This is a genomic window from Sphaerisporangium sp. NPDC005289 (assembly GCF_040607455.1).
GTDB classification, from domain to species: domain Bacteria; phylum Actinomycetota; class Actinomycetes; order Streptosporangiales; family Streptosporangiaceae; genus Sphaerisporangium; species Sphaerisporangium rhizosphaerae.
This window is the reverse complement of sequence record NZ_JBEXGS010000011.1, coordinates 131,816-155,474: the sequence shown is the minus strand read 5'-3', so window position 1 is coordinate 155,474 and position 23,659 is coordinate 131,816. Positions and strand designations below refer to the sequence as shown.

The following is a 23,659-nucleotide window of genomic DNA, read 5'->3' as shown; positions in this document are numbered from 1 at the left end:
GCGGGCCCGCCGGCGCACCTTCATTTCCCGCCGCCCGAATATCACTTTCGCCGGGCCCGCGCACGCGCGTATGGTCGGATCATGAAGTGGCGACATTGATCCTCACCTGAGAACCGTCTTGCGGGAACGCTGTACGCCTACGCGTTCCTGGGCGATTTCGTCCTTCTCTATCCGGTTTACGCCCTGCTGTTCGCGGACACCGGGCTGTCCACGGCCGAGATCTCCTCGCTGTTCGTGGTGTGGGCGCTCACCTCGATCCTGGTCGAGGTGCCGTCCGGAGTGTGGGCCGACGCCTACTCCCGCAGGCGGCTGCTGGCCCTGGCCCCGCTCGTCACCGCCGCCGGCTACGCCGCGTGGACGTTCTTCCCGTCCTACGGCTCCTTCGCGCTCGGCTTCGTGCTGTGGGGCGCCGGCGGGGCGATCAGGTCGGGCACGCTGCAGGCGCTGGCGTACGAGGAACTGGCCGCCCTGGGCCGGGCAGGCTCGTACGCGCGGCTGACCGGCCGCGCCGAGGCGATCAGCATGATCGCCGTCATGGCGGCGACCGGCCTGGCGACGCCGGTGATGGCCGCGGGCGGCTACCTCGCGGTGGGCGTCGCCAGCGTGGCGGCCCTCCTCCTCGGCGCGCTCGTCGTGCGCCGCTTCCCCGAGTCCCGCGCCGCACCGGGCCCGGGCTCCTCCCCCGCCGCGGACGAGCCCGGGGCCATACCCGCGGCCGAGCCCGGCGCGGATTCCGCGGTCGAGCCGAGCGGACCGTCCGAGGACGGGTCCGGCGCCAGGTCCGGGCACGAGGAGGGCCTTCGCGCGGTGCTGCGCGCCGGCCTCGCCGAGGTGCGCCACACGCCTCAGGTGAGGAGCGCCATGGTGCTCGTCGTGGTGCTCATGGGCGTGTACTCGCTCGACGAGTACCTCCCGCTGCTGGCCGGGGCGACCGGCGTCGGCGACGCCGCCGTGCCGCTGCTGGTGCTGCTGGTCACGGCGGCGACCGCGCTCGGCGGGTGGTTCGCGGGGCGCGGCACGCGCTGGGCGGCGCCGGCGCTGGCCGTCGCCGCCGTCGCACTGGCGGCCGGCGCCCTCAGCGGCCGTCCCGCCGGCATGGTGCTCGTCGCCGCCGCCTACGGGGTCTTCCAGTGGAGCATGACCGCCGCCGAGACCCGCCTGCAGGGACACCTCACCGACCGGTCCAGGGCGACGGTGACCTCGATCGCGGGCCTCGGCGCCGATCTGGTGACCACGCCGGTGTACGCCCTGTACGGCCTGGGGTCCACCTGGCTCGGCCCCGGCCCGCTGTTCGCCCTGGCGGCCGTGGTCTACGTGCTCATCGCCCTGGGCCTGTGGCTGGGCGGCCGGCGCCCCGCTAAGGAATGATCTCCATCTGTGCCATCATCCCGATCGAGGAGTGCTCCAGGTAGTGGCAGTGGTACACGTACCGCCCGACGTAGTCGGAGAAGGTCGCCTGGACGCGCACCGACCCGTTCGCGGGCAGGTGCACCGTGTCCTTCAGCCCGGCGTCCTGCGGCAGCGGCGCCGCCCCGTTGCGGTCGAGCACCCGGAACTGCACCAGGTGCATGTGGAAGGTGTGGTCGACGCCGATGGTGTCGGCGTTGCTGACCCGCCAGATCTCGGTGGAGCCCCGCTTGATCTGGAAGTCGACGCGGTTGGGGTCGAAAGGCTGGTTGTTGACCATGCCGATGGGGTCGGTCCCGGTCAGGTCGAAGCTCATCGCCACGTCCCGCACGACCGTCGCCGCGGGCAGGGCGGGCAGCGGGCGCAGCGTGCCGGGCAGGCGGCTGTCGTCGGTCGCCGTCCGGGTCACGTCGAAGCGCACCACCGGCGTGGAGCCGTTGGACAGCACGAGCTGCGAGCCGACCGGGTAGCGCGCGAAGTCGATCACGATCTCGGCGCGCTCGGCCGAGGCGAGCACCAGCTCGGTCAGCGGCACCGGAGCGGGCAGCAGGCCGCCGTCCGAGGCGATCTTCACCATCTCGCGGCCGCCCAGGTTGAGCTGGAAGACGTGCTCGTTGGAGGCGTTGAGCAGCCGGAACCGGTACTTACGCGCGGCGACGGGGAAGTACGGCTGGATCGCGCCGTTGGCGAGGATGGTGGTGCGGTTGGCCGGGTCGTCGAAGAAGAGCAGCTCGCCGTTCTGCTCGAACTCGACGTCGCGCAGCATGATCGGCACGTCGTAGGCGCCGGAGGGCAGGCGCAGCGACCGCTCGGCCTCGTCCTCGATCAGGTAGAACCCGTGCAGCCCGCGGAAGACGTGCTCGGCCTCCGTGCCGTGGCTGTGGTCGTGGTACCACAGCGTCGCGCCCTGCTGGGTGTTGGGATAGTCGTACAACCGCGCCTCGCCGGGCTGGATGAGGTCCATCGGGTGGCCGTCGCTGGTCGCGGGCACGTGGCCGCCGTGCAGGTGCACGTTCGCGGGCGCGTCCAGCCGGTTGCCGTACACGATCTTGACGGGGCGTCCCGTCTTGGCGCGGATGGTCGGGCCGACGAACTGGCCGCCGTAGGTGAGCACCGGGGTCTGCACCCCGGGAAGGATCTCGGCCACGGCGGGCTTGATGACCACCTTGTAGACGTCGGCGGAGCTGGTCGACTGCGCCGGCTGGAGCACCTGCGGCACCGGCATCCGCACCGAGAACGGGCTGACGGACGGGGTGAGGGCCTTGGCGGTCCCCCGGGCGCCGAAGCGGCGCGCCTTGGCGGCGGGCGCCTTGACGTCGTTCGCGCCCGCCCCGGTCAGGCCGGTGAACGGGAGCAGCATCGCCCCGCCCACGGTCGTGGCACCGGCCGCGATCAATCGTCGTCGGTTCAGCATCGGTTCCCCAATCGCTGCGCGTCCGGGGCGGCCCCCTGCGAACCGCCGCATCCCCCTGGCGAGACACTCGCCCACCAAGAACGTGCCATCCGCGGCTATTGGCGTGCTTCCTCCAAATTGCTCGCCCTGGCGGTCCGACGGAACGTCAACCCGGCGGTGAAGCCGGGGAACGCGGCGACGGCCCGCCGGGGCGGGCTTCGTAGGATGGAGAACGGCGGCCGCGCACGGCTTCACAGGACGGAGAACGACGGCCGCGCACGGGCTTCGCAGGACGGAGAACGGGCTTCGCCGGAACGCCCGGAGGGCGGCGATGCAGACCTTCCTTCCCTATCCCGACTTCACCGCCACGGCGCGGGTGCTGGACCCGCGCCGGCTCGGCAAGCAGCGGGTCGAGGCGCTCCAGGTGCTGCGCGCGCTCACCGTGCGCGGGTACGGCTGGCGCCACCACCCCGTCGTGCGCATGTGGGCCGGCTATGAGGAGGCCCTGGTCGCCTACGGCGTCGCCGTGTGCCATGAGTGGTGCTCCCTGGGCCGGGCCGACACCTGCCTGGGCACGATGACCCGTGAGCTGGCCGAGCACTGCGCCGTCGCCGCGCCCCGGCCGCAGTCGCTGCTGGGCGGGGCCGACGAGCTGCCGCCGTGGCTGGGGGACCGCGCCCTGCACCTGAGTCACCGCTCGGCGCTGCTGCGCAAGGCCCCGGAGTTCTACCGGCCGATCTTCGGCGACGAGCCCGACGACCTCCCTTATGTCTGGCCCGCCTCCGACCGGCTCCCGGCCTGCCTTCCGCCGGAATGACCTTGCTTCCGCCGGAGTGACCTGGTCTCCGCCGGAGTGACCTGGTCTCCGCCGGAGTGACCTGGTCTCCGCCGGAGTGACCTGGCGCGAACGGAGCCGGATGTGACCCGCCCATCACCGCCCGCGCAGGGCGGTTGTGCTGAAAGTTTCAACTCCTCCACCGGCTCTGGAGGCGTTCTTCCTGCGGCTATGGGGGCGGGAGGCCGCCCGTGCCATATGGGGCCTTCTGGGAGGGGCACGCGGCTACCTACCATCCGGACAAAGCGGTGGGAGCGCTCCCACCTTAGACGGGAGTTATCGCATGGCTCGCAGAAAGCCCCTGTGGACGACCGTCCTGGGCGCGGCCACCACGGTCGCGGCCGGGGCGGTCGTCCTCGCCTCACCCCCCGCCCAGGCCGCCGACTCCGCCTTCTACGTCGACCCGCAGACCAACGCCGCCAAATGGGTGGCCGCCAATCCCAATGACAGCAAGACCGCGGTGATCAGGGACCGCATCGCCGCCGTCCCGCAGGGCCGCTGGTTCGCCAGCTACAACCCCAGCACCGTGCGGAGCCAGGTCGACGCCTACGTCGGCGCCGCCGCCTCGGCGGGCAAGATCCCGATCGTGGTCGTGTACGAGATGCCGAACCGCGACTGCGGCGGCGCCAGCGCGGGCGGCGCGCCCGACCACTCCTCCTACCGGGCCTGGATCGACCAGGTAGCGGCCGGCCTCGGCGGGCGCCCGGCGACGATCATCCTGGAGCCCGACGCCCTGGCGATCATGCCCAACTGCATGAACTCCTCGCAGCAGGCCGAGGTCCAGGCGTCCATGGCCTACGCCGGCAAGAAGTTCAGGGCCACCTCCTCGCAGGTCAAGGTGTACTTCGACATCGGCCACGACGCGTGGCTGTCGCCCTCCGAGGCCGCCAACCGGCTGAGGGGCGCCGACGTCGCCAACAGCGCCAACGGCATCGCCCTCAACACCTCCAACTACCGGGCGACCTCGGGCCTGGTGTCCTACGCCAAGAACATCATCTCGGCGACCGGCGTCTCGGGGCTGAAGGCCGTCATCGACACCAGCCGCAACGGCAACGGGCCGGCGGGCAGCGAGTGGTGCGACCCGGGCGGGCGTGCCACCGGCACCTGGAGCACGACCAACACCGGCGACTCCGCGATCGACGCCTATCTGTGGACCAAGCCGCCGGGCGAGTCGGACGGCTGCATCGCCCCCGCGGGGCAGTTCGTGCCGCAGCGGGCCTACGACCTGGCCATCGCCGCGCCGCCGCCCACCAACACCCCGACGCCGACCCCGACGCGGACTCCCACTCCCACGCCCACTCCGACTCCGACGCCGACCCCCACGCCGACGCCGACCCCGACTCCCACGCCCACCCCGACCCCGACTCCCACCCCGCAGCCCGGGGGATGCTCGGCGGCCTACAAGCTGACCAACAGCTGGTCGGGCGGCTTCCAGGGTGAGGTGACGGTGACGGCGGGCAGCGCCTCCATCAGCGGCTGGCGGGTCCAGTGGACCTTCTCCGGCGGCCAGTCGATCACGCAGGTCTGGAACGGCACCCTGTCGGCGAGCGGCGCCAACGTCAGCGTCACCAACGCGAGCTACAACGGCAGTCTGGGGGCCGGCGGGAACACCAACTTCGGCTTCCTGGCCAACGGCAACGCCTCGGGTACGCCTTCCCTGACCTGCACCGCCTCCTGAACCCGGGCGGGCCCCGGCCCGTCCCGTGAACCGCCGAGCCTCTGCGCACCGCCCGCCGCGCAGAGGCTCGGTCACGTCCTGGGCCGGGCGGGCCCGGGACCCCGTCCGCGGGAGAATCGGGCGGCACCTACGTACGCCAGGCGGACCGCCCTTCCGCGAGCCCCCGTCAGGAGGCGCTGGGCCGGGCCGGGCCGGGGGTGTCGTAGTGGTCCGGCTTCACCGGCTTGTCGTCGGTCCATCCGGCCTTGGTGATGGCGTGCCACCAGGTGGCGGTGCCGGGCTCGGCCCAGGCGTAGGCGCCGCCGGGGTGGACGGCGACGATCTGGTCGGTCAGCAGGACCCCCGTCGCGGGGTCGATGATGATCTGCCGCTCGAAGTCGCCGCCCGACCAGCTCTCGGCCCGCGCGATGCCCTGGCCCTCGCGGCCCAGCGCGTCGGTGACCTCGCCCAGCGACCGGACGCCGCCCAGCCCGGCGAGCATCTTGTACGCCGCCGCCCGCACGGCGGGCTTCACCGGCATGTCGCTGAGCAGGCCGGAGGTGACCTGGTAGAGCCAGGAGTCGGCGTCCATCTTGTCCCCGGACTCGGTGCCGTGACCGGCGTAGCCCTGGAGCAGGCGCCGCTTCAGCGCGTCCGCGGTCGTGGGCAGTGCCTGCAGTTCGGCCACCGACACGTTGCGGCCGGCCAGGTCGGCGACCTTGTCCCCGACGTTGATGGGGTTGCCGAACGGCCTGCCCGGCTCGCTGTCGAGCTCAAGGCGCTTGGAGGCGGGCCTGTCGCCCTTCTTGGGGACGGGCGGCTCGACCGTCCACCTGCCCGGCGAGCCGTCCCGTTTCCACGCCTCCTCCGCGCCCGGCGCGGGCCGGGTGCCGAGGTCCTGGCTGACCCACCAGCTCGTGCCCCGCGGCGAGCGTGCCGTCCACGTGCGGTCCCGGCTGGTGCTGTGCACGATGTACCGGACGGCGTCGCCGGCCTCGTAGGCGCTGCCGCCCTGGGACTCGACGTACCAGTACGCCCCGGTCGTGGCCGGGGCCTTCAGCGACGACTCGGCCGCGGCGAGCAGCACCTGCTCGGCCGACAGCCGGACGACCGGCCCGCCGGTCGAGGTCGAGGGAGCGGGCAGGGCGAGGCTCGGCGCCGGCGCGGAGCCGGCGGCGCCCGCCACGGCGACGGCGACGGCCGCGGCAGCGGCCGCGGCGGCGGCCGCGGCGGCCAGACCGCCCAGGACCCACGCCGGTCTGCCGTCACGTCCCCGGCGCGTCCGGCCGGCCGCACGCCGCGGCGCGGGCCCCGCCATGGCGGCGGAGAGCTCGGCGGCCCGGGTGCGCGCGTCCACCGGCGCGTCGTCGAGGTGCGCCGGGCGCGCCGCCCGCAGCTGATCCATCGGGTTCATGACCACTCCTCACTGAGATTGCGCACCCGGGTGGGACGGTGGGGCGCCGGCGCCGTCCTCATCGCCTGGGCCAGCCGCTTGCGGGCCCGGTGCAGCCGCACGCGGTAGGTCGCCTGCGAGCATCCGACGACCCGCGCCGCGTCGCGCGGGGTCAGGCCGTGCCACGCCACGAGGATCAGCAGCTCGCGATCCTCCTCGGTCAGGGAGGTCATCGCCTTCAGGACGGCCAGCCGCTCGGTCACCTGCTCGGCGGGGTCCTCCTCGGTCCAGGCGCGCAGCTCGGCGGCGAGCGACTCGCGCCTGATCTCGGCGCGGATGTTGTCGCGCAGCACGTTGCGGGCGACGACCAGCAGCCACGGCAGCGCGGGTTCCGGCATGTCGCCGAACCTGCGCCAGGCGATGGCGAAGGTCTCGCTCACCACCTCGTCCGCGACCTGCCGGCCTGCCTGGCCGACCACGTAGGCCCATACGCGCTGGCGGCACTGGTCGTACATGGTGGTGAACCGCTGGGCGTCATCCGTCACCGCCCGCCCCCTTCGTCCCGGGTGTTCGTTCCGACACGAGGTAGTGGGCCGAGCCCGCCGAGTGTTACAAAAAACCTCAAATCCCCCGAAGTCTCCCGACGCTACCAACCGCCGCCCCGTGCCAGGGATGACTTGTCCCTGGATACGGACGACATGGATCCGCCCGGCCGCGGCCGTCAGTGTGGAAGACGCCGGAAATCGCGCGGTCCGGCCGGCGGGAACGAGGCCGAGGCCACCCGTCGCGCCCGCGCCGCACCGGCGTCATCCACAAGAGGGGGAGGGAAACAGCGATGAGTGATTCGCTTCATGGGAAGGTCGTCCTGGTCACGGGGGCCTCGTCGGGCATCGGCGAGGCGACCTCGCTGGCGCTGTCCAAGGCGGGCGCCCGGCTGGCGGTGGGCGCGCGGCGGGCCGATCGGCTGGCCGACCTCGCCGGACGCGCGCCCGGCGAGGTGCTGACGCTCGACCTGGACGTCGCCGACGAGGCCTCCTGCCGCGCGGCGGTGGCGGCGGCCGTCGAGCACTACGGCGCGCTCGACGGGCTGGTGAACAACGCCGGGGTCATGCTGAGCGGCCCGATCGCCGGCGCCGACACCTCCGAGTGGACCACGATGGTGCGCACCAACCTGCTCGGCACGATGTTCACCACGCACGCCGCGCTGCCTCACCTGCTGCGCAGCAAGGGCACCGTCGTGCAGATCTCCTCGACGTCGGGCCGGGTGGCCTCCGCCGGCGGGGGCGTCTACTCGGCGACCAAGTTCGGCGTGAACGCCTTCTCCGAGGCGTTGCGCCAGGAGGTCACCGGCGAGGGGGTGCGCGTGGTCGTGGTCGAGCCGGGTTTCGTCGCCACCGAGCTGACCAGCCACATCAGCGACCCCGCGATGCGGGCCATGGCACGGCGAATGGCGGACTCCATGCGCACGCTGCGGCCCGAGGACGTGGCGGGCGCGGTGCTGTACGCCCTGGCCCAGCCCGACCACGTGGCCGTCAACGAGATCCTGGTCCGCCCCACCGACCAGACGGTGTGACCGCCGCGGGGCGCGCCACCCCGCCTCAGGAACCGGTCTCGCCCTTGATGAAGTCCAGCAGGTCGGCGTTGAGCCGGTCCTTGTGGGTGACGAAGATGCCGTGGCCGCCCGTGGGGTACTCCTTGTAGGCGCAGCCCGGCACCAGCGCGGCGGTGCGGCGTCCGGTCACCTCCACCCGCGCCGACTGGTCGGCGGCACCGTGCACCACCAGCGCCGGCACGGTGATCGCCCGCAGCGCCGCCCGGTGGTCGGCGCGGAAGCTCGCGCGCCAGATCTGCACGGTCGCCATCGGGGAGGTGGCCAGACAGCGCTGGACGCCGAGGCCGACCAGGGCCGGGGAGACGTCGTTGCCGAGGTGGGTGGCGAAGAACCCCTGGGCCCGGTCGTGGAACCACTTGGGCCGGTCGGTGAGGAACTGCCCGACCGCCGCCTCGGACAGCTCCTCGGGAGCGCCCTCGGGATTGTCCTCGGTCCGCATCAGGAACGGCAGGACGGCCGAGACGAACGCGACCCTCGCCACCCGCTCCTCGCCGTGGCGGGCCAGATAGCGGGCGACCTCCGCGCCGCCGGTCGAATGGCCCACGAGCGTCACCTCGCGCAGGTCGAGGTACTCGATGAGCGCGGCGAGGTCGTCGGCGAGGGTGTCCAGGTCGTACCCGCCCGAGGGCCGGTCGGAGCGGCCGTGCCCGCGCCGGTCCAGCAGGACGCACCGGTATCCCCGCTCGACGAAGAACGGCACCTGGTACTCCCACATGTCGGCGTCCAGCGCCCAGCTCGCCGCGAACACGATGGGGGCTCCGGTGCCGTAGTCCTCATACGCCAGACGGGTGCGGTCGGCGGTCTCGAAGAACGGCATCGTGGTCTCCTTCCGGCCTGCCGGCCGTGCGTTCGACGCGGCCTCCCGATCCATCCGGCGGCCGATGAGGGAAGCATGGCGGCCCGGCGGGACGCCCGTCGATTACCTGGCAGGTAGCCCGCTATGGACCGTTTCCTACGGAAGCCTGGCGTGGCACGATAGGGAGTCGCCCGAGGATTTCCATAGAGAAATCTCGTGGTGTACCTGGTCGACCGGCACACGGAGTAGTGCACAGCGCTTCTGCGACCGATGTTCGTATCGATCGCATCAGTTCTCTGACCTATGGAAAGTGGTGCGACCCATGCCAGCTGCGATCGTCGGGCGTGAAGGTCCTCTCGCCGGTCAGCGATTCGTGATCGGCGACACCCCGATCACCTTCGGCCGCAAAGACGACAACAGCGTGGTGATCGCCAGCGGCCGGGCTTCGCGTCACCACGCGCAGGTCCTGCGGGAGAACGGCGAATACGTCGTCAAGGACCGCGGCAGCCGCAACGGAACCATGGTCAACGGCACTCCCGTCACCTCCCAGGTGCTCCACCCCGGCGACGTGATCACCATCGGCGACGAGACCTTCTCCTTCGAGGCGGCCGGCGACATGGAGACGATCATGGACGCCCCGCTGCCGGAGGCGTTCGCCCGATCGCGGGCGCGCATCGACCCTGGCCCCGTGCTGAACGTCACGATCTCGGGCGGCGGGCCCGTGGGACTCGGTTTCGCCCTGCTCCTGGACCACCTCATGGGCCGGCGCGTGTCGGTCACCGTCTACGACGGGCGCTGGACGCAGGACGGCCCCCGCGTCGTGTGGAAGAGCGAGAAACAGGGGAACATCCGGCGGCAGCAGGTCGTGACCGTGCAGAGCCGGCAATATCTGAACCTGCCGGAACCCGTCCAGGAACGGCTGTTCACCGAGGGCGCGTACACCGAAATGTGGCCGACCGGCCCGGACTCCATTCGCGGATACGGGCCGCGCAACATCCGCATCGCCTATATCGAGGACACGCTGCTCGATATGGCGAACGACAAACCCGACCGCATCCGGCTGGTGCCCGCCAACTTCTATCCCACCGAGCACCATGAGACCGTCGTCAAGGACCACGTTCTGGCCATCTGCGAGGGCGGGCGCTCGGGAACGCGCGACTTCTTCACCAACAAGTTCGGCAACGCCGACAAATCCATTTACTCGCTGGAGGGCACCCATATCCAGGACGTCGTCCTCGGCTTACGGGTGAAGTCCGACCTGTCGGACCCGATGACCGTTCTGCTGACCGTGGCGCAGAACCGCTTCCTGCTGAACGCGCTGCGCGGCGAGGGCTTCCTCAACATGCGCCTCACCGACGAGGAGGCCAAGGAGGTCGTCGGCATCGACCCCGTGCGGCACGTGTTCACCGAGTGCATCGCCTCCCGCCCGTGCCTGATGGGACGGACAGACCAGGGCGAGTACCTCTGCTCGACCCACAGCACCCTGTTCCTGCCGGCGCTGATCAGGAGCTCGGCGCTGTGGAAGCGGGTGATGGAGGGGCTCGCGCTCTTCGGTGTCGCCGAGGAGAACCTGCGGGCCGTCACGGCGTTCCGGCTGGACATGGTGCAACGACCGAGGTTCACCGCGCAGCTGTACTCCGCGACGTCCAGCACCCCGGGGACCTACGGCTTCCTGCTCGGGGACGCCGCCAACGCCATCCACTTCTGGCCGGGGCGCGGGCTGAACAGCGGGCTGGCGTCGGCCATCTCGCTGGCCCGCGCGCTGGACCGGGCGTGGCGCGGACGTCCCTTCCGCGACGCCGATTTCCTGCGCCACGAAGCGGCGATGTCGATGCTCCAGTACCGGCACAAGAGCCGCGCCTGGAAGGCGATGGTGACCACCGACGAGAACGGGGTCACCTGCGCGATCAAGGACAAGATCGTCGAGGGCATCGAAGAGGGGAGCGCCGGTCCGGACCGGGACGCCGACATCGAGGCGCTCATGGAGCGGCTGCGGCAGATCAGGAGCCGCCTGGCGCCGCGCATCCCCGGCATGCCCGACGACGAGACCCTGCGCGCCCACCTGGAAGGGCTCAAGGACGAGACCTTGCACACGCTGCTGGTCAGCGGCCCCTGGGAGACGCTGATCGTCGGCGGCGAGGAGGTCGACATCGACATCTTCGACCAGGACCCGCCCACCGCCCCCCAGCCGGAACCGGCCCCGGTGGCGGGCTCGGTGGCGGCCCCGGTGGCCGGCTCGGTGGCAGGCTCGGCGCGCGCCGAGGAGCTTCCCGAGCACACCAGGCTGATCTCGCGGGGACCGACCGACTCGGTCACCCCCGGCTGACCCTCCGACCGGGGCATCCGACCGCCCGTCTCCCGGTGAGCGTCCTGCCGCGATTTCCCTTTGGGATACTTAGGGGGGAATGCCGGGTAGCAGGGTTGACGTCACCCTGGTCGCGTCTTGGGGTGAGCGTCCGATTAGGCTCATTCGGGCGTGTGGTCATCCAGGGAGGTCGAGGCGAGGCCGGTGCCGGTGAGTTCACCTCGGGTGTCCCTCAAGAGCGTGGCGCCCGCGGTCTTCCTGCCCGCGCTGGTCTTCGAGACCGGGATGGGCGCGCTCACCCCCATGATCGCGCTGAGCGGGCGCGCGCTCGGCGCCTCCGTCGGCGAGGCCGGGCTGGTTCTGGCGCTGCTGGGCGTCGGGCAGATCCTGGGAGACGTGCCCGCGGGAGCCCTCGCCGCCCGGCTCGGCGACCGCAGGGCGATGCTCGTCGCGGCGGCGGTGGCGATCGTGACGCTCACGGGGTGCGCCATGGCCCGCACGGTCTGGCAGCTCGGACTGGCGGTCGCGGCCACCGGGGCGACCAACGCCGTGTTCGTCCTGGCCCGGCAGGCGTACCTCACCGAGATCATCCCCATGGCGCTCCGGGCCCGCGCCCTGTCCACTCTGGGCGGCATGAGCCGGGTCGGGGCCTTCATCGGGCCGTTCATCGGCGCCGTGGTCGTCCACGACCGGCCGGTGGGCGCCGTCTTCTGGCTCACCGTGGGGTGCACGATCGCGGCCGGGCTGATCGTCCTGCTGGTCCCCGACGTGGCGGCGCCCGACGCGGACCGGGCGCGCCGTTCCCCGCCGGTTTCGGTCCGGTCGGTGGTGGCGCGGCATCACCGGGTGTTCCTCACCCTCGGCGTGGCCGTGTTCCTCGTCGGGTCGGTGCGCGCCACCCGGCAGACCGTCCTGCCCCTGTGGGCGGAGCATCTCGGCCTGAACCCCTCGATGACGAGCGTCGTGTTCGGCATCGCCGGCCTGGTGGACACCCTGACGTTCTACCCGTCCGGAATGATCATGGACCGGGCCGGCCGGCTGTGGATCGCCGTCCCGTCCATGCTCGTGCTCGGGATCACCCAGGGCCTGCTGCCGCTGACCTCCGGACCGGTGTCGCTGACCGTCGTGGCGATGCTCATGGGATTCGGCAACGGCATCGGCGCGGGCATCCTGATGACCCTCGGCGCGGACGTCGCGCCTCCGCAGGCCCGTTCGAAGTTCCTCGGCGTGTGGCGCCTGTGCGCCGACTCGGGGAGCGCCGGGGGGCCGCTCATCGTCTCGGCCGCGGCCGGGCTGGGCAGCCTGGCCGCCGGCATCACCGCGATGGGCGCGGTGGGAGTGCTCGCCGCCGGCGCCCTGCTGCGCTGGGTCCCGCGGCACTCCCCCTTCGCCACCCGGGGGACGAGGTCGACCGGCCCGGCGCATAAGGACGCCGACCGCGCGCGAGTTCGGTGAACCGCGCCTGTTGAGGCGAGGCCCTGCCACGATTGCGGGATGTCACGAGAACGGCTGCGAGCCACCTTCGACAGTGCGGCGTCCCTGTACCAGAGGGCCCGCCCCGACTACCCGGCCGAACTGTACTCCGACCTGCGCGCGATCACGGGCATCGAGCCGCCCGCGCACCTTCTCGAGGTCGGATGCGGCCCGGGGAAGGCCACCCCGCCGCTGGCGCGCGCCGGTTTCCCCATCACGGCGGTCGAGCTCGGCGGCGCCCTCGCCGCGGAGGCGCGGCGCCGGCTGGCCGCGTTCCCCGGCGTCTCGGTGATCACCGCGTCGTTCGAGGAATGGGAACCGCCGGCCGACGTCCGCTTCGACCTCCTCTACGCGGCCACCGCCTGGAAATGGGTCGATCCCACGGTGAAGTACGCCAAGGCGGCCGCTCTTCTGCCCTCGGGCGGCCACCTGGCCGTGTGGGACGCCCAGCACGCCTTTCCCGCGGACTTCGACCCGTTCTTCACCGAGATCCAGCAGGTGTACGACGAGATGGGGGAGGGCGACGGCTCCCCGTGGCCACCGCCGGCGCCCGAGGACCAGCCCGACTCCACCGCCGAGGAGTTCGAGGCTTCGGGACACTTCACGGTCGTCGCCACACGGCGGTACGTATGGGCCCTGCGCTACACCGCGGAGGAGTACATCGCCCTGCTGGACACCTTCTCCGGGCACATCGCCATGCGGCCGGACCGGCGCGACCACCTCTACCGCGAGATACGCGCCCGGCTGGCCGCGCGTCCGGACGGGCGGCTCACCCGCCACTGGCTGGCCGTCCTCACCGTCGGCCGGCGCCGGTGAGGTCGTCCCCGGACGCATAGGTCCGCGCGGCGACGTCCGGCCTCCCCCTCCGTTGCACGACCCACGGGGGGCTATTCCATCAAACCGGTTTGATGTATCGTCCCGACCATGGTGCCGAAGCGTCCGCCCGTACCGTCCGCTCCGCCGTTCCTGGGGCTGGTGGGTCATCCGCTGCGCTGGCGGCTGCTGGCCGAGCTCGCGCGCAGCGACCGGAAGGTCGCGGAGCTGGTGCGCCTGACCGGCCAGCCGCAGAGCCTGGTCTCCTACCACCTCGGCAGGCTGCGGGCGGGCCGTCTGGTCACCGCGCGGCGCAGCAGCCTCGACGGCCGCGACAGCTACTACCACCTCGATCTGGCCCACTACGCCGAGGAACTCGCCGCGACCGGCACGGCCCTCCACCCCGCCCTCCACCCCGGCCTCTGGCCGCGCCCCGCGCGGCACGCGACGCCCTCGACCGGCGCGCTCGTTCCGGCCGGTCCCCTGCCGCCCCCCGCACAGACCGCCACGCCCGCGACCGGACCGCGCCGGGCCCGCCGCGCGGTGTTGTTCCTGTGCACCGGCAACAGCTCCCGGTCGCCGATGGCCGAAGCCCTGCTCCGGCGCCGGGCGGGCGACCGGGTCGAGGTGACCAGCGCGGGCACCCACCCCAAGCCGCTGCATCCCAACACGCTGCGCGTCATGCGCGACTACGGCATCGACCTGACGGGGCGAGGTCCCCGGCACCTCGACACGCTCGCCGACCGGAGGTTCGACCAGGTCATCAGCCTGTGCGACAAGGTACGCGAGGCATGTCCGCCCTTCCCCGGCGACCCGGTCCTCACCCACTGGAGCCTCCCGGACCCCGCGGCGGCGGCCGAGGACGAAGCGGCCGGCCATCCCGCCTTCCAGCGCACCGCCGCCGAACTGGACGCCCGCATCCGGTTCCTCCTGCCCACCCTCACCCTCGAAGGAGAAGCACAATGACGGCGACCGACACCGAACGGCTGGCACACATCCGCTACATCGTCGACGACGTGGAAGCGGCCATCGGCTTCTACACGGGGCATCTCGGCTTCACCGTGCGCGTCAACGCCGCGCCGGCCTTCGCCGACGTGGTCCGCGGCCCTCTGCGGCTGCTGCTGTCCGGCCCCGCCAGTTCAGGGGCCCGCCCGATGCCGGACGGCGCCCGGCCGGTCGCCGGCGGCTGGAACCGCATCCACCTCGTCGTGGACGACCTCGAGGCCGAGATCGACCGGCTACGCGCGGCCGGGGTTCCCTTCCGCAACACCGTCGTCAGCGGTCCCGGCGGCCGGCAGATCCTCCTCACCGACCCCGCCGGCAACCTGGTCGAACTGTTCCAGCCCGCCCCCCACCCCCGGCCGGCCACCGCCGCGCCCTCGCTGTAGCGGTCGCGCCGCCGGGGCGCGGAGTCAGCGGCAGGTGGAGCCGTTGAGCTGGAAGGTCGACGGGGAGGGGTTGGCGCCCTGGTTGCTGCCGTTGAAGCCGATGGTGACCGACCCGCCGGGCGCGATGACCTGGTTCGACGCGAGCGCCGTGGCCGTCACCGTGGAACCGGTCTGCGACCAGTCCGCCGACCATCCGTTGGTCAGGTGCTGCGCCGCGTCGGGGAAGGCGAAGGTGAGCCGCCACCCGGCGATCGTGGTCGCGCCGGTGTTGCTGATCGACACCTGCGTCGTCATGCCGCCGTACCAGCCGTAGGAGTAGTAACCCACGTGGCAGGCGAGCGTGGGCGTCGGGGTGGGGGAAGGGGTGGGCGTCGGGGGCAGGACGACGTCGTTGTAGATGGTCACCTTGACCGTCCCCGACGGCGGGCTCTCCGCGCCCCACCGGTCGAGGGCCACGACGTACAGGGTGGCCACGCGCGACTGCGTGCCGTACGGCGGCCAGTCCACGTAGAACGTGCCGTCGGTGACGTCCGGCCCGAACGTGGCGACCTTGATCTTGACGCCGTTGCGGTCCTCGAACACCTGGTAGCACGCGAGCCCGTCCGTGTCGGAGGAGGCGGCCCAGCGCAGGTGCACGTAGGGGCTGACGACCTGCACCACCTGCGGGGTGCCGGGCGCGGTCGGCGGCGTCAGCGGAGGCGTGCTCGGCGGGTAGGTCCGGGGGTCGTAGCAGGGCCACAGCAGCGACGGCGACGGGGTCGGCGTGCGCGGCGGCGTCGTCGTCAGGGCCGAGGCTCCCGCGCTCACCGCGCCGCCCGCGGCCCCGGAGGACGCGCTCGCCACCGCGGGGATGAGGAAGGCCGCGGCCACCACCATCGCGACCGCCCAGGAGACAGCCCATCGTCCATTCATGGATGTGCCCTTCCACGTGGCCCGGATGCCGTCCGAATTCGAGCATGAGAGAGGGACGCGACCCGGTCAACGCACGCGCGCGGCGGACGGACGGACCCGGCGGAAGACGGGCAGGTCGCGGGGCACGGCGAGGACGCCGCACCCCGTGGCCGCGTGAACCTTTCAGCGACCGCCCGCTCCCGCGTGGCCGGTGCCCGTCGCTCAGGCCTTGCCCTCGTCGGGCAGCAGGTACCGCCAGGAGAGCACGAACAGGGACCCGGATGCGGTCTTGTAGAGCGGCCGGCCATGCCCCTGACCGGCGGGAACCGCCTTGGTGACCGCGCTCGCCGCCGTGCCCTCGAGGTCGGTCCGCCAGACCGGGTCCACCGCGCCCGAAGGCTCAGGCACCCCCGCGGGCCACGGCGACGGCCTGCCCTCCGCCGACGCCGCGCCTTCGGCGACCATCCGGACGCGGGTCGCGACATAGTCGGTGCCCTCGGCCCCGGCGGCACGCGTCCCCAGGCCCTCCATCAGCTTCTTGGCCTCCGAGAGCTCCTTGGGGTAGAACGCCGCGACCTGGTCCAGAGCCTCTGCCCGCACCTGCGACATCTTCCCGTCCTTCCCCCGCACGGCGAGGACGGTGGTCGGCACGTCCGTGACCATCGGCGCGCCCGGCCTGGGCTGCGCGGTGGGCGGCTGCGCGCGCAGGTACTTCTCCATCGAGGCGACCGTCGCGGCCGTCTCGGCGTCGCTGAGCCGCACCTGCCTGGTCGCCTCCGCGATCACCAGGCCGTCGCTGTACAGCACCACCCTCGGGGGACGCAGCACGTTGGTGGTGGCGGTGACGTACCCGCCTTCGGCGCCCCACAGGGCTACCGGCTCGGCCGGCCCGTCGTCGGCCGTGGCCGCCGACATATCGGATTCCGCCCGTCCACAGGCCGCCGTCAGCGACAGCACCGCCACGAGCAGGGTCATTCGTAGTCTCACGATGGGACAACGTAAGCCCTGGTCATGTGGTTCATCCGGCGGCGTCCGGGTGTGCGTGGCCCGTCCCGCGAGGGCGAGCGCCGCCGCGGATGCCATCGCCGGCGCCGGACCCGGGGCCGGGCGCGGTCAGGTCGTCAGCGCGGTTCCGCGGCGGTCTCACGCGGGTGCGTGGCCGCACTCGCCGGTGACAGACCGGTGTACTCGCCGGCGAAGGCCAGGATGTCCGCGGTCAGGGCGCGCTCTTTGCTCGCCGGAGAGGCGGCGTGGGCGGTGTCGGGCTCCCGGCGCATGAGAACCGGCCGGTCACCGTCACCGGCGTGCTGGAGGGCCGCGCACATCTTGGTGACGTGGGCCTCCCCGGTCTGCAGATCGGTCACGGCGCCGGTGAGCAGGAACGCGGGGTATGAGGTCCCTGGGGTGATGTTGTGATACGGCGAGTATCCCAGCAGCCATCGGAGTTGTTCGGGCTCGGCGGCCGTGCCGAATTCGTCGACCCACGTGCATCCCAGGCCGAATCTCTCATAGCGCACCATGTCGCACAGGGGGCCTTCCGCGATGACCGCGGCGTACAGGTCGGGACGCCGCATGGCGGCGGCGGTGACCAGCAGGCCGCCGGCGGACTGGCCATGGACGGCCAGTTGGCCGGGGGTGGTCCGGCCGGTGTCGATGAGCCAGGCGGCGGCGTCGTTGAAGTCGCTGATCGCCCGGTGCTTGTGCGGTCCGCGGCCGGCGTCGTGCCAGTGCCGTCCCTCTTCGCCGCCGCCGCGCACACAGGCCATCGCGTAGATGCCGCCCGCGCTCACCCATGCGGCCGCCATCGGCAGGAACCACGGGCGCATCGGCATGCCGAAGCTGCCGTAGCCGTAGAGCAGGGTGGGCCGGGGGTCGTGACGGTCCTCGGCCGGGGTGAACAGGAACATCGGGATCTCGGTGCCGTCCCCGGCCCGATAGCGGACGCTGTGGCTGCGGATCCGCGGCGGGTGGCCGGCCGTCGTGGCGCCGGTCTCCCGTTCGGTCGTCCCGCTCATCGCGTCGTAGCGGTAGATCGTGGGAGGTGTGGTCGCGTCGCAGTAGGCGAACCACGCGTGCCGTGCGTCGGGCACGCCGGTGCGCAGGGATGACACGACGCCGGCGCCGGGAAGGGGCAGCTCGGCGAGCGGCCGGCCGTCGGCCAGGTCGTGCAGGGTGAGCGTCGAGGTGCCGCGGCGGGCACGCGCCACCAGAAGCAGGCCGCGCGCGAGCGCCGGATCCTCCAGCACCGCGCACTCGTCCACGGGCGCCTCGGGATCTTCGGCCACCAGCTCCCGCCATCGGTCCGGGTCGGTCTCGTGCCGGGGTGCCCGGCAGACGCGGCCGTACGGTGCGCGGTGGTCGGTGACCAGCAGGAGATCGCCGTCCGCGAGGAAGCGCGGGAGAACGCGGGCGCCGGTGGTCGCTCCGTCGACGATCTTGGTGAGCCGCGGGGCCGCCGGATCGCCGAGCTCCGCGAGCTCCGCGAGCTCCGCGATCTCGGCCACGTACACGTCGTTGTGCGAGGCGGGCCCGGCCGTCGCGGTGATCGCCAGCAAGCGGCCGTCGGCGCTCACGGTGAGCCCGTAGTAGTGGTCGGGGGCATCCTCGCCGCCGAACACCACGGTGTCCGCCTGCCAGGGCGAACCGATCCGATGCAACCTCACCCGCCGCTGCAGGCGCGGGTCGCCGGGGGCAAGCTCCTCATCGGGAACCCGGCTGACGTAGTAGAACGCCTCCCCTCCCGGCAGCCAGGCGAGCGAGGTGTTCCTGGCGCGCGGCAACGGCCCGTCCACCCTCTCCCCGGTGCGCACGTCCAGCACCAGGACGTCGCTGCCGGGCTGCTCGGCGACCTCCAGTTGGACGGCGACCCGCTCGCCCTCGCGCGACGGCCACCAGGCGTACAACCCGGTATGGCCGGACGGGTCGACCTCGACGGGATCGACCAGCACCCGCCTGTTCCCCTCGGCGTCGACGACGAGCAGGCGCCGTTGCTCATCCCCATGGAGCTGCTCGGCGAGGAACATCACCGAGCCACGCGCCATCGGCGGCTCCGCCACGCCGAAGGACGACACCTGGTCGAGCAGGGAGGCCCACGACGGCGTGTCCCGCCATCCGGCGCGATATGCGCGGAAGAGGCGATCTTGGGCGGCGGCCCAGTCGCGCACACGCGGGTCGTCGCCGTCCTCCAGCCACCGGTAAGGATCGCGGACCAGGATTCCGAACAGATTCTCGACCCCATCGTCGCTACGCGGAGCGGCAGGGTAGAACAATCGCGCCACAAACGCCCCCGGTGAGTCGTCGCGCCGGTGACAGGTCGAGGCACTGCGGCATGAACGCACCGCAGCACCTCGCCTCACTCAGTTATGACTGACCGCGAAGAATGTCGGCCTGCCAGCCGCGCACGCCGCCGACACGGGCAGCCGGACCGGTCTCGCGATAGGGCAGATATCCGGTCATTTCAACCTCCGGATGTGGATGTTTCGCCCCATTTGGGCGATTTCCACAACAGCCATCCCCTCGCCTCGCGGCCGATAAACACCCAGGTCACCGCGCCCCGGCGAGCGCCGGTCCCCCGAAATTCCCGGCACCCAAGGGCGCGCGAGCCGGCACCGCCATACCGCCCATTGTTCTGCATAATCTCGTTCAACGGCGGCGGGCGCCACGGAATGCCAGGGGAAGACCGACCCCATACAACAGCAAATCCGCGGCCGTTCAGAAACGAATGTCGTGACTTCCGTCAGGCGACGCTCACACCGGCATGGCGCTCCGCGCCGTCCACGGCGCCGCCCGTGTGGTCCGCACCGTCCCCGTGGTCCACGCTGCGGGCGTGGTCCGCACCGTGCGTGTGGTCCGCGCTGCCGGTGTGGTCCACGCCGTCCTTGTGATCAGCGCCGCCGGTGTGGTCGGCGCTGTCCTTGTGATCAGTGCTGTCAACGTGGTCGGCGCTGCCGGTGTGGTCGGCGCTGTCGGCGTGGTGGTCGCCGCCTCTGTGGTCCGGGCCGTCGGCTCGGGCCGGGAGGAGGATGGCGGTGACGATCACGACGATGGACAGAACGGCGCCGATGATGAAGGCGAGCCGCATGCCGCCGAGGGTCGCGACCACCTCCGTGGCCCCCGCGGATCTCAGGGCATCGGCTCGCGCGCTCATCACGGTGATCACCAGCGCGGTGCCGATGGCCGCGGCGACCTGCTGCAGCGTGCTCAGGATCGAGCTGCCGTGGGAGTAGAGCGACGGCGGCACGGCTCCGAGCCCGAGGGTGAATACCGGAGTGAAGGTCGCGGCCAGACCCACCATCAGCAGCGCGTGCAGGGCGAGGAGCTGCCAGAACGGCATGGTCATCGTGACCTGGGTGAAGCCGGCGAGGGCGAGCGTGATCGCGACCGCGCCGGGGATGACCAGGACCCGGCCGCCGAACCGGTCGAACAGGCGGCCGACGGTCGGGCCGAGCAGCCCCATCGCCAGCCCGCCCGGCATGACCAGCAGCCCGGTCTGCAGGGCGCTGAGCTGACGGACGTTCTGCAGGTACAGCGGCAGCAGGATCATCGAGCCGAGCATCGCCATGAACGACACCGCCATCAGGATCAGCGCGATCGTGTAGGTGCGGTGGCGCAGAGTGCGCAGATCCATCAGCGGCACGCCGCGCTTCTGCAGCGACAACTGGCGCAGGACGAAGACGGCGATGGCGGCCAGGCCGGCCGCCACGATCGCGGAGGCGACCCTGGCGTCACCGCCCTCGAACCGGCTGAGCCCGTACACCAGGCCGCCGAACCCGGCGGCGGCGGTCACCACGCTCAGCCAGTCGACGGTGCCGGCCTGGGTCTCGCCGACGTTCTTGAGCTGCTTCAGCCCGAACCAGGTGATCACGCCGGCGATGGGGAGCACCACGGCGAACAGCAGCCGCCAGGAACCGAACTGCAGGATCACCCCCGAGACCGTGGGGCCCATGGCCGGCGCCACCGAGATGGCCAGGCTGACGTTGCCCATCACCCGGCCCCGGTCGGACTCGGGCACCACCTGCATCAGCGTGGTCATCAGCAGCGGCATCATCACCGCCGTGCCGGACGCCTGGATGATGCGGGCGCCCAGCAGCACCTCGAAGGTCGGCGCGACGGCGGCGAGCGCCGTGCCGAGCAGGAACAGGCCCATCGCGGTGGTGTAGGCGCCGCGGGTGGACACCCGCTGCAGGAACCAGCCGGTGATCGGGATGACGGCGGCCATGGTGAGCATGAAGGCGGTCGAGAGCCACTGTGCGGTCTGCTCGGTGATGTGCAACGCGCCCATCAGCCGCGGGATCGCGTTGATCATGATCGTTTCATTAAGAATGACCACGAACGTGGCGAGCACCAGCAGCCGCACCACGGCCGGGGTGCGGCCCGCGACGGCGGCCTGGGATCTGGCGGGCGAGTCGAGCTGTCGAACGGACACGGCTCCTCAATCGGGTCGTCGGACATGACGTCGTCACGGCTGGCTGCCCAGCCTTTAGGTCTCACAAGAAGTTGCGGTCATGCTCAGCCTGACCGACACCACCGACAAAACTGATCGGCCCAGCCCAGCATTCCGGCAAGTGATGCGAAATGTCACCCGGTTTTCGCCGGGCACCGAAGCTTCATCTCCGCTCCGACCTGCGGCAATACGCATTTCCCGCTGAGGAGGGACGTCCGCGCGTCCCTCCGCCTTCGCGGTGCGGCCATCTCGGGCCCGCACTCGAGGAGCGGCCGACCCCCTCGGCACGGGGGCCGCTCCGGCAACTGGTGAAACCCGGCCGAGGGCGCCGTGAAACCGGCGCCGCCGAGAGTGGGGCCATGAGCATCACAGAACTCGGACCCACACGGAGCGGCCCGGCCCCCGGCGGGGGCGGCGAACCGGCCGTTCGCGCGGCGGGGCTGGTGAAGACCTTCGGCGCGCATCGCGCCGTCGACGGGATCGACCTGGAGGTCCGCCCCGGTGAGATCTTCGGCGTCCTCGGCCCGAACGGCGCCGGCAAGACCACCACGCTACGGATGCTGGCCACCCTGTTGAAGATCGACGCGGGCCGCGCCGAGATCTTCGGGGTCGACGTGGCCGGCAACCCGCACGTGATCCGCCAACTGGTCGGCGTCACCGGACAGTACGCGTCGGTCGACGAGAACCTGACCGCCCGCGAGAACCTCTACCTCTTCAGCCGCCTGCAGGGCATCGGCGCGCCGCGCGCCCGGCGCATCGCCGCCGAACTGCTGGCCCAGTTCGGCCTGGAGGACGCCGCCGGCAAGCCGATCTCGCAGTTCTCCGGCGGCATGCGCCGGCGGCTCGACCTGGCGGCCAGCCTGATCACCAGGCCACCGCTGATCTTCCTGGACGAGCCGACCACCGGCCTCGACCCGCGCACGCGGGGCCAGATGTGGGACACCATCCGCGGTCTGGTCGCCGGCGGCTGCACGGTGCTGCTGACCACCCAGTATCTGGACGAGGCCGACCAGCTCGCCGATCGCGTCGCCGTCATCGACCACGGCCGCAAGGTCGCCGAGGGAACTCCCGACGAGCTGAAGACCGCGGTCGGTAACTCCGCCCTCCAGCTCATGCTCGCCGAGCCGGGCGAGGTGCCCGCCGCCGTGGAGGTCGTGCGGCGCGTCCTCGGCACCGACCCGATCGTCAGCCCGGAACAGGGCCGCCTCAACGTCGCCCTCGACCAGGCCGACCTGGCCGCGGACGTACTGATCGCGCTGCGCACCGCCGGAGTGTCGATCTCCTCGGTGAGCGTGGCCAAGCCCAGCCTTGACGAGGTGTTCCTCGCCCTCACCGGCCACGAGACCGACGGGGACCGCGGGACCGGCACGCAGGAGGACCGATGAGCACCATGATCGCACCCGCCCCCGAGGCGGTCAGGGCCGCCGACCGCGTGGCGGCCGCCCGGCGGCGCGTCTCCATGCGGGAGACGCTCGGCCAGACCATGATGATGGCGTGGCGGGCGCTGAAGAAGATGCGCCGCAACCCGGAGCAGTTCTTCGACGTGGCGCTGCAGCCCATCTTGTTCACCGCGATGTTCGCCTTCATCTTCGGCGGCGCCATCGCCGGCGACGTGCAGAGCTACCTCCCTCTGATGATCCCCGGCATCCTCGCCCAGACGGTGCTGACGACGTGCATGGCCACCGGGACGCAGCTCCGCGAGGACATGGAGAAGGGCGTCTTCGACCGGTTCAAGTCGCTGCCGATCGCCCGCATCGCGCCGCTGGCCGGCCCGATGGTGGCCGACCTGCTGCGCTACACGATCGCGGCCACCCTGACCTTCGGCATGGGCCTGGTGATGGGCTACCGTCCGGGCGGCGGGGCGGGCGGCCTGCTCGCCGCGATCCTGCTGGCGATCTTCACGGGGTGGTCGCTGGCGTGGGTCTTCACCTTCGTCGGCACGATCGCCCGCAGCGCCCAGGCCGTGCAGGGCATCTCCATGATGATCCTGTTCCCGCTGACGTTCCTGTCCAACGCGTTCGTCCCCGTCGAGACCCTGCCCGGCTGGCTGGCCGCGTTCGTCCGGATCAACCCGGTCTCACACCTGGTCACGGCCGCCCGCGACCTCGCCAACGACGCCCTGGTCAGCGGAGAGGTGGCCTGGACGCTCCTGGCGTGCGTGATCGTCATCGCGATCTTCGCGCCGCTGTCGGTGCGCAGCTACAAACGGCACATGTGACCCTCGCCGGTCCCGGCCGGAGACCCGCTCGAGGA

General features: G+C 72.0%; 19 protein-coding genes. 11 read left to right on the top strand and 8 right to left on the bottom strand.

Going from position 1 to position 23,659, the window contains the following annotated elements:
- The first annotated feature begins 129 nt into the window (after window positions 1–129).
- On the top strand, window positions 130–1,368 hold the full coding sequence (locus ABZT47_RS20785) for an MFS transporter (protein ID WP_354844627.1): 1,239 nt from the start codon (window positions 130–132) through the stop codon (window positions 1,366–1,368).
- Here ABZT47_RS20785 and ABZT47_RS20780 read toward each other — a convergent pair.
- Entirely contained in the window at window positions 1,358–2,821 is a 1,464-nt protein-coding gene (locus tag ABZT47_RS20780) for a multicopper oxidase domain-containing protein (RefSeq protein ID WP_354844263.1), read from the bottom strand. The two genes, ABZT47_RS20785 and ABZT47_RS20780, sit on opposite strands and share 11 nt — an antisense overlap.
- Window positions 2,822–3,131: 310 nt before the next feature.
- Between ABZT47_RS20780 and ABZT47_RS20775 the strand changes: the two genes are divergently transcribed.
- Together ABZT47_RS20775 and ABZT47_RS20770 are read left to right on the top strand one after the other, a co-directional pair.
- Complete coding sequence (locus tag ABZT47_RS20775; protein WP_354844260.1) at window positions 3,132–3,617, top strand: MSMEG_6728 family protein; 486 nt, start codon at window positions 3,132–3,134, stop codon at window positions 3,615–3,617.
- A gap of 301 nt (window positions 3,618–3,918) precedes the next feature.
- The gene (locus ABZT47_RS20770; RefSeq protein WP_354844257.1) at window positions 3,919–5,313 is read left to right on the top strand and encodes a glycoside hydrolase family 6 protein; all 1,395 of its coding nucleotides are present in this window, start codon (window positions 3,919–3,921) and stop codon (window positions 5,311–5,313) included.
- 166 nt (window positions 5,314–5,479) lie between these two features.
- On the opposite strand, the gene ABZT47_RS20765 is transcribed toward ABZT47_RS20770, so the two are convergent.
- Window positions 5,480–6,706, bottom strand: coding sequence for a CU044_5270 family protein (locus ABZT47_RS20765; protein ID WP_354844255.1), 1,227 nt, complete (start codon window positions 6,704–6,706; stop codon window positions 5,480–5,482).
- Complete coding sequence (locus ABZT47_RS20760; RefSeq protein WP_354844252.1) at window positions 6,703–7,230, bottom strand: sigma-70 family RNA polymerase sigma factor; 528 nt, start codon at window positions 7,228–7,230, stop codon at window positions 6,703–6,705. Before ABZT47_RS20760 ends, ABZT47_RS20765 begins: the two co-directional genes overlap by 4 nt.
- Before the next feature lie 290 nt (window positions 7,231–7,520).
- Between ABZT47_RS20760 and ABZT47_RS20755 the strand changes: the two genes are divergently transcribed.
- Complete coding sequence (locus ABZT47_RS20755; RefSeq protein ID WP_354844249.1) at window positions 7,521–8,258, top strand: SDR family NAD(P)-dependent oxidoreductase; 738 nt, start codon at window positions 7,521–7,523, stop codon at window positions 8,256–8,258.
- A gap of 25 nt (window positions 8,259–8,283) precedes the next feature.
- Here the strand turns inward: ABZT47_RS20755 and ABZT47_RS20750 are convergent, their stop codons facing one another.
- Complete coding sequence (locus ABZT47_RS20750) at window positions 8,284–9,114, bottom strand: alpha/beta hydrolase (RefSeq protein WP_354844247.1); 831 nt, start codon at window positions 9,112–9,114, stop codon at window positions 8,284–8,286.
- Window positions 9,115–9,415: 301 nt separating this feature from the next.
- Between ABZT47_RS20750 and ABZT47_RS20745 the strand changes: the two genes are divergently transcribed.
- The 5 genes from ABZT47_RS20745 (at window position 9,416) to ABZT47_RS20725 (ending at window position 15,072) form a co-directional block, all read left to right on the top strand.
- Window positions 9,416–11,419: an FHA domain-containing protein gene (locus tag ABZT47_RS20745; RefSeq protein WP_354844244.1), complete on the top strand. Its 2,004-nt coding sequence runs from the start codon at window positions 9,416–9,418 to the stop codon at window positions 11,417–11,419.
- A 189-nt stretch (window positions 11,420–11,608) separates the two neighbouring features.
- Entirely contained in the window at window positions 11,609–12,853 is a 1,245-nt protein-coding gene (locus tag ABZT47_RS20740) for an MFS transporter (RefSeq protein ID WP_354844241.1), read from the top strand.
- Between the two features lie 39 nt (window positions 12,854–12,892).
- Window positions 12,893–13,687 carry a class I SAM-dependent methyltransferase gene (locus ABZT47_RS20735; protein ID WP_354844238.1) on the top strand — a complete coding sequence of 265 codons (795 nt, stop codon included), beginning with the start codon at window positions 12,893–12,895 and terminating at the stop codon, window positions 13,685–13,687.
- 108 nt (window positions 13,688–13,795) lie between these two features.
- A complete protein-coding gene (locus ABZT47_RS20730) occupies window positions 13,796–14,650 on the top strand; it encodes a MarR family transcriptional regulator (protein ID WP_354844235.1) in 855 nt (284 codons plus the stop codon).
- Entirely contained in the window at window positions 14,647–15,072 is a 426-nt protein-coding gene (locus ABZT47_RS20725; protein WP_354844233.1) for a VOC family protein, read from the top strand. Before ABZT47_RS20730 ends, ABZT47_RS20725 begins: the two co-directional genes overlap by 4 nt.
- A 24-nt stretch (window positions 15,073–15,096) precedes the next feature.
- Here the strand turns inward: ABZT47_RS20725 and ABZT47_RS20720 are convergent, their stop codons facing one another.
- The 4 genes from ABZT47_RS20720 to ABZT47_RS20705 form a co-directional block, all read right to left on the bottom strand.
- Window positions 15,097–15,984, bottom strand: coding sequence for a cellulose binding domain-containing protein (locus ABZT47_RS20720; RefSeq protein WP_354844230.1), 888 nt, complete (start codon window positions 15,982–15,984; stop codon window positions 15,097–15,099).
- Between the two features lie 201 nt (window positions 15,985–16,185).
- Entirely contained in the window at window positions 16,186–16,950 is a 765-nt protein-coding gene (locus ABZT47_RS20715; RefSeq protein ID WP_354844227.1) for a hypothetical protein, read from the bottom strand.
- A 134-nt stretch (window positions 16,951–17,084) separates the two neighbouring features.
- A complete protein-coding gene (locus ABZT47_RS20710; RefSeq protein WP_354844224.1) occupies window positions 17,085–19,241 on the bottom strand; it encodes a prolyl oligopeptidase family serine peptidase in 2,157 nt (718 codons plus the stop codon).
- 458 nt (window positions 19,242–19,699) lie between these two features.
- Entirely contained in the window at window positions 19,700–21,388 is a 1,689-nt protein-coding gene (locus ABZT47_RS20705) for an MDR family MFS transporter (RefSeq protein WP_354844221.1), read from the bottom strand.
- 377 nt (window positions 21,389–21,765) lie between these two features.
- On the opposite strand from ABZT47_RS20705, the gene ABZT47_RS20700 reads away from it, so the two are divergent.
- Both ABZT47_RS20700 and ABZT47_RS20695 read left to right on the top strand, forming a co-directional pair.
- The gene (locus ABZT47_RS20700) at window positions 21,766–22,791 is read left to right on the top strand and encodes an ATP-binding cassette domain-containing protein (protein WP_354844218.1); all 1,026 of its coding nucleotides are present in this window, start codon (window positions 21,766–21,768) and stop codon (window positions 22,789–22,791) included.
- Window positions 22,788–23,624 (top strand): ABC transporter permease, encoded by an 837-nt coding sequence (locus ABZT47_RS20695; protein WP_354844216.1) that lies wholly within the window; start codon window positions 22,788–22,790, stop codon window positions 23,622–23,624. The genes ABZT47_RS20700 and ABZT47_RS20695 overlap by 4 nt, the downstream gene beginning before the upstream one ends.
- The last annotated feature ends 35 nt before the right edge of the window (window positions 23,625–23,659 follow it).